Source organism: Streptomyces phyllanthi (assembly GCF_009377205.1).
In the GTDB taxonomy this organism is placed as follows: domain Bacteria; phylum Actinomycetota; class Actinomycetes; order Streptomycetales; family Streptomycetaceae; genus Streptomyces; species Streptomyces phyllanthi.
The window spans coordinates 1-4,981 of the sequence record NZ_VJZE01000573.1 but is presented as its reverse complement, the minus strand read 5'-3'; the positions used below and the strand labels follow the sequence as shown (position 1 = coordinate 4,981).

Sequence of the window (4,981 nt, the reverse complement as noted above, 5' to 3'; positions counted from 1 at the left end):
AACTGGTGCTGGGCCCCGCCGGGTGCTGGGCCCGGCGGGCGGGAGTCCTCTGGGGAGGGCGGGGAGAGGTCGGCGTTTACAGGAACGCCAGGTTCACCAGCCAGAAGCTCAGCGCTGCCACCGCCGCCGCTGCCGGCATCGTGATGAACCAGCCGAGGATGATGTTCTTGGCCACGCCCCAGCGGACCGCGTTCACACGCTTCGTGGCGCCGACACCCATGATCGCCGAGGTGATGACATGGGTCGTCGAGATGGGCGCCTTGAAGAGGAAGGCCGTCACGAACATGATCGACGCGCCCGTCGTCTCCGCGGCGAAACCCTGAGGCGGATCCAGTTCGATGATCTTGCGGCCCAGCGTACGCATGATCCGCCAGCCACCCGCGTACGTCCCGAGCGACAGCATGACCGCGCACACGATCTTGACCCAGACCGGGATCGGGTCGCCGTAGTCCTCGACGTCCGCGATGACCAGGGCCATCACCACGATGCCCATCGTCTTCTGGGCGTCCTGGAGGCCGTGGCCGAGCGCCATGCCCGCCGCCGAGACCGTCTGCGCGATACGGAAACCGCGCTTCGCCTTGTGCGGGTTGGCCCGCCGGAATATCCACATGATGGCCGTCATGACCAGATAGCCGGCCAGCAGGCCGACGAACGGTGACACGAACATCGGGATGACGATCTTCTCCAGCACGCCGTCCCAGTACACCGACGTACCGCCCGCCAGCGCCGCCCCCACCATGCCGCCGAACAGCGCGTGGGAGGACGAGGACGGGAGGCCGAAGTACCACGTGATCAGGTTCCACGTGATCGCGCCCACCAGCGCGGCGAAGAGAATGCCCATTCCCTTCGAGCCCTCGGGCGTCTGGATCAGGCCCTCACTGACCGTCTTGGCGACACCGCTGCCCAGAAAGGCACCGGCCAGGTTCATGACCGCGGCCATCGCCAACGCCGCCCTCGGCGTCAGCGCGCGCGTCGAGACCGAGGTCGCGATGGCGTTCGCCGAGTCGTGAAAACCGTTCGTGTACGTGAAGAAGAGCGCGACCCCGATGGTCACGACCAGAGCGAAGGTGTCCATGGACGGGCCTCAGGACTCCTTCACGGCGATGGTCTCGACCGTGTTCGCCACGTGCTCGAACGCGTCCGCCGCCTCCTCCAGCACATCCACGATCTGCTTGAGCTTGAGAACCTCGATGGCGTCGTACTTGCCGTTGAAGAGGTGGGCGAGCAGCTTGCGGTGGATCTGGTCCGCCTGGTTCTCCAGACGGTTCACCTCGATCCAGTACTCGGTGAGGTTGTCCATCGTGCGGAGGTTCGGCATCGCCTCCGCCGTCAGCTCGGCCGCGCGCGCCAGCACTTCGATCTGCTGCTCGACGCCCTTGGGCAGTTCCTCGACGTTGTAGAGGACGACCAGGTCGACGGCCTCCTCCATGAAGTCCATGATGTCGTCGAGGGACGACGCGAGGGAGTAGATGTCCTCGCGGTCGAACGGCGTGATGAACGAGGAGTTCAACTGGTGGAAGATCGCGTGTGTGGCGTCGTCACCGGCGTGTTCCGCGGCCCGCATACGCTCTGCGATCTCGGCCCGGGCGGAGGTGTCCGCCCCGAGCAGTTCCATCAGGAGCTTCGAGCCTGTGACGATGTTGTCCGCGGACGCGGCGAACATGTCGTAGAAGCTCGTCTCCCTGGGGGTCAGACGAAAGCGCACGTGGGGTCCTCGGGGTGCTTCGGTTTCGGTCAGGCTGATGCTAGGTGCAACATCCGGCCACGGCTATCGGGTCGTCCCCCAGTCTCGCCCATCGGTCGGCAAGCCCGACACGGGGGCGGTCCCGGGGGTCCGTCAAGCCCCCCGGAGGGGCAGCGGCCAAGGGCCGCCTACCCAGTAAAGTCGGTTAGCATATACCTACCCGGGGTATGTGACGCATTCGTCTGCGGGAGGACGCGATGACGACCACCGAGGCCGGCGCGACGGCGCCCTCCGAGAAAGCCGAGAACACCGAGAACACCGAGGTCGCGGAGAACGCCGCGGACCTGGTCGTGACGGACCATGACCGCGGTGTCCACGGCTACCACAAGCAGAAGGACGAGCACCTCAAGCGTCTGCGCCGTATCGAGGGCCAGATCAGGGGGCTGCAGCGGATGGTCGACGAGGACGTCTACTGCATCGACATACTCACTCAGGTCTCCGCCTCGACCAAGGCCCTGCAGTCCTTCGCCCTCCAGCTTCTTGAGGAGCATCTGCGCCACTGCGTCGCGGACGCCGCGCTCAAGGGCGGGGCCGAGATCGACGCGAAGGTCGAGGAGGCCACGAAGGCCATCGGACGGCTGCTGCGGACATGATGACGAAGACGGAGGGGTGAGGGAAGGGTGAAGGGGGGATCGGCGGGTAGGCGGGGAGCATCCGCCGGCCGCCGGTGGGTCGCGTAGCCGCGTAGCCGGATAGGCGGATAGGCGGCAGTGGACGGTTGCGAGATGGCGGGTCAGCGGATCAGGCGCGCGCGAACATCGCCGTGCCGGCCCGCGAACCGACAGCACGAACCGACAACACGAACCGAAAGCGCCGCCCGCGAACTGGAACCACCGCCCGCAGACCGATCACAACCCCCACCCGGCTCAACCACCGGACCGCGCCCACCCGGCTCAACCGCCGGAGGCATCCCGTTCCTCGGCCACTCTCAGCACCTCGTCGATGCTCGCCAGGCTGAGCCGCTCCTCGTGGGCGGCCGAGGCCGCGATGATCAGTTCGCCGCACAGCTCGATCTCGGCGAGGGCCACGTGGTCCTGAACCGCCGTACCGCCTGCCGGAGCCACGTGCATCACCTCTTCTCTGCCGTTACCGACTTCCTAGAGTAGGGAGCGCCCTACACGCCGCGCATGGCACCAACGGGCTATTCCTGGCGTCCGACCGGGCATCGCCCGCGCTGCTCGAGTCCCCGCCGTCGAGCGTACCGACAGGCCGTCGCGCCAGTCGGTTTTCGGCTCGATTTCCACCGGCCCTCATCAGTTCTCCGCTCAGTTCTCCGTCAGTTCTCCGCGATTTTCCCCGCGTAGATGTCCTCCGGCTTCGGCAGTCGTACGGTCACGGGGACCCCGAAGTCGTACAGGAGGGTCGTCGACGCGACCGCGACCGTGTCCTTCTGCCGGCCGTTGAGGAAGCTGAAGCGATGGCGCAGCTTCCGGATACGGCCCTGGTCGTCCAGGTACGCGTCGAACGGGACTCGGGCGGTGGCGAACCCTTTCGCCGCCGCGCTCAGCGGCGCCCGGTTGCCCTCGGAGGCGCTCTTCGCCGCCGCGGCGAGGTCGGCGGTCCCGCGGTAGTGCCGTACGGGGATGCCCGCGACCTCGGTCTTCCCGACGTACGTCGCCGTACGGGTCCCGCGCAGCACCTCGGCCGCGGCGAGGGGGTCGGTGGCGCCCCCGGTCACCAGGTTCCCGTCGGAGAGCGTGGCCGTGTCGACGCGGACCCACTTGTCGGCGGGCACTCCGGCGCCGCGGTTCTTCATGAACAGGGCGCCCGGGGCGAGGAGCTCGGTGATCGGCCGCTGTCCGCTGGTTCCGGCCGGGTCCTGGGGGAGCTGCACCTTCAGGCGGCCCAGCTGTGCGGTGTAGTCGTACACCCCCTCGCCGCGGATGGTGACGCGGGTGCCGCCGGTGGCCATCTCCATCGAGGTCAGCGCCTTGGAGGTGCCCGCGCGGACCAGGGTGCCCGCGGCCCGGTGCAGCACCTCGACGGGGTCGGCGGCGGCGCGCGCGTCCTGGGAGTCGGCGCCGCCTCCACAGCCGGTGCCGCAGAGCATGAGTCCCGCCGCGACGACCGCCACGTCTCTCCGCCTGTGCTGCCGCGCCACCATCGTCAACCCCCAGCCGGTTCGTCCGGGCTTTCTGTTGCCGGGTTAACGACCAGTAGGGGCTGCCGTCACGCGTCCCACATTCCGTTCACTTGCCCTGGGTAACGTTGTCTCTGTGGGTCAGCAGGACGAGATCTCGCCTCTTCAGGAACACCGCGCGACGACGGTCGACCAGGGCCGCTTCTGTGTGGCCCGGTGCACCTGCGGGTGGAAGGGGCCCGCTCGCCGTGCGCGAAGCCTCGCGAGAGCGGACGCGGAGGGGCATGTGGGAGCGCCCCGGTAGCCCCAGTAGTCCCAGTAGCCCCCCGTGGGTCTCAGCAGCGCCCCAGTGGCGTCCGAGCAGTACCCGAGCAGTACCCGAGCAGTGCCTACGCGTGACGCAGGGCCGCCAGCAGTTCGTCGACCAGCTGCCGGTCCCGTATCTGGGTGAGCCGGCTGCGAGCCGCTGTCACCGGCAGCCAACCCAGCCGGTCCACCTCGCGATTCGGTACGAACTGCCCGTCCGTGGCCTCGGCGGCCCAGTAACTCACCTGCTTGCGCCGGCCGTTGACGAGGTAGTGGGCCGTCGGCAGCCGTGGTCCGGGCTCACAGCGGAAGCCGGTCTCCTCCTCGACCTCGCGCACCGCGCCGGTCAGTGGGTCCTCGCCGCGTTTCAACTTGCCCTTGGGGAACGACCAGTCGTCGTACTTGGGCCGGTGGACCAGGCAGATCTCCAGGTCCCCGGCGACGGGGGAGCGGCGCCACAGGACGCAGCCCGCCGCGAGGATCGTGGCGTCGTTTCCGTGCGTGGCGTCGTTTCCGTATGTGGCGTCGTTTCCGTGCGTGTCGTTCAAGAGGTGCTCACCGCCTCTTTCTGCCAGGACTGCTGGAACACGAACCGCGCCGCCTCCACCTCGTGCCGCTGGTCGGCGTGCAGGACCCCGAGCGCGTACGCCGTGGCCGGGGCGATCCGCGGGGTGCGGGCCGCCGAGGCCGCCGCCGCGGCCGCCTCGGACGCGTCCCGGTGCCGGTTGAGGGCCTGGCCGGACGTCAGGAGGCGTACGTCGACGGGGACGTCCTCGCCGTACAGCACCTCCAGGGCGTAGCGGTGCAGGCGCAGCAGCAGGCGGACCTGGTGCCAGGGGGCGTCCTGGGGG

General features: G+C 68.7%; 6 protein-coding genes and 1 pseudogene. 1 reads left to right on the top strand and 6 read right to left on the bottom strand.

Features of this window, described 5'->3' with window-relative positions; all coding sequences use genetic code 11:
- Window positions 1-76: 76 nt before the first annotated feature.
- Together FNH04_RS41125 and FNH04_RS41120 are read right to left on the bottom strand one after the other, a co-directional pair.
- Window positions 77-1,075: an inorganic phosphate transporter gene (locus tag FNH04_RS41125; RefSeq protein WP_152791289.1), complete on the bottom strand. Its 999-nt coding sequence runs from the start codon at window positions 1,073-1,075 to the stop codon at window positions 77-79.
- Between the two features lie 9 nt (window positions 1,076-1,084).
- Window positions 1,085-1,705, bottom strand: a complete 621-nt coding sequence (locus FNH04_RS41120; protein ID WP_188289463.1) for a DUF47 domain-containing protein — start codon at window positions 1,703-1,705, stop codon at window positions 1,085-1,087.
- Between the two features lie 236 nt (window positions 1,706-1,941).
- On the opposite strand from FNH04_RS41120, the gene FNH04_RS41115 reads away from it, so the two are divergent.
- Window positions 1,942-2,337, top strand: coding sequence for a metal-sensitive transcriptional regulator (locus tag FNH04_RS41115; protein ID WP_152791288.1), 396 nt, complete (start codon window positions 1,942-1,944; stop codon window positions 2,335-2,337).
- A 300-nt stretch (window positions 2,338-2,637) separates the two neighbouring features.
- On the opposite strand, the gene FNH04_RS46960 is transcribed toward FNH04_RS41115, so the two are convergent.
- The 4 genes and pseudogenes from FNH04_RS46960 to FNH04_RS41095 form a co-directional block, all read right to left on the bottom strand.
- Window positions 2,638-2,808 (bottom strand): hypothetical protein, encoded by a 171-nt coding sequence (locus FNH04_RS46960; protein ID WP_194236990.1) that lies wholly within the window; start codon window positions 2,806-2,808, stop codon window positions 2,638-2,640.
- Window positions 2,809-3,020: 212 nt separating this feature from the next.
- A complete protein-coding gene (locus FNH04_RS41110; protein WP_152791287.1) occupies window positions 3,021-3,848 on the bottom strand; it encodes a hypothetical protein in 828 nt (275 codons plus the stop codon).
- Window positions 3,849-4,213: 365 nt separating this feature from the next.
- Window positions 4,214-4,612, bottom strand: a complete 399-nt coding sequence (locus FNH04_RS41100; RefSeq protein WP_322725349.1) for an NUDIX hydrolase — start codon at window positions 4,610-4,612, stop codon at window positions 4,214-4,216.
- A 62-nt stretch (window positions 4,613-4,674) separates the two neighbouring features.
- Window positions 4,675-4,981, bottom strand: a pseudogene (locus FNH04_RS41095) (CHAD domain-containing protein); the annotation flags it as partial.

Excerpts from the sequence above, each read along its gene's own strand:
- FNH04_RS41125 (WP_152791289.1), bottom strand. The coding sequence starts at position 1,075 with ATGGACACCTTCGCTCTGGTCGTGACCATCGGGGTCGCGCTCTTCTTC.
- FNH04_RS41110 (WP_152791287.1), bottom strand. The coding sequence starts at position 3,848 with ATGGTGGCGCGGCAGCACAGGCGGAGAGACGTGGCGGTCGTCGCGGCG.
- FNH04_RS41115 (WP_152791288.1), top strand. The coding sequence starts at position 1,942 with ATGACGACCACCGAGGCCGGCGCGACGGCGCCCTCCGAGAAAGCCGAG.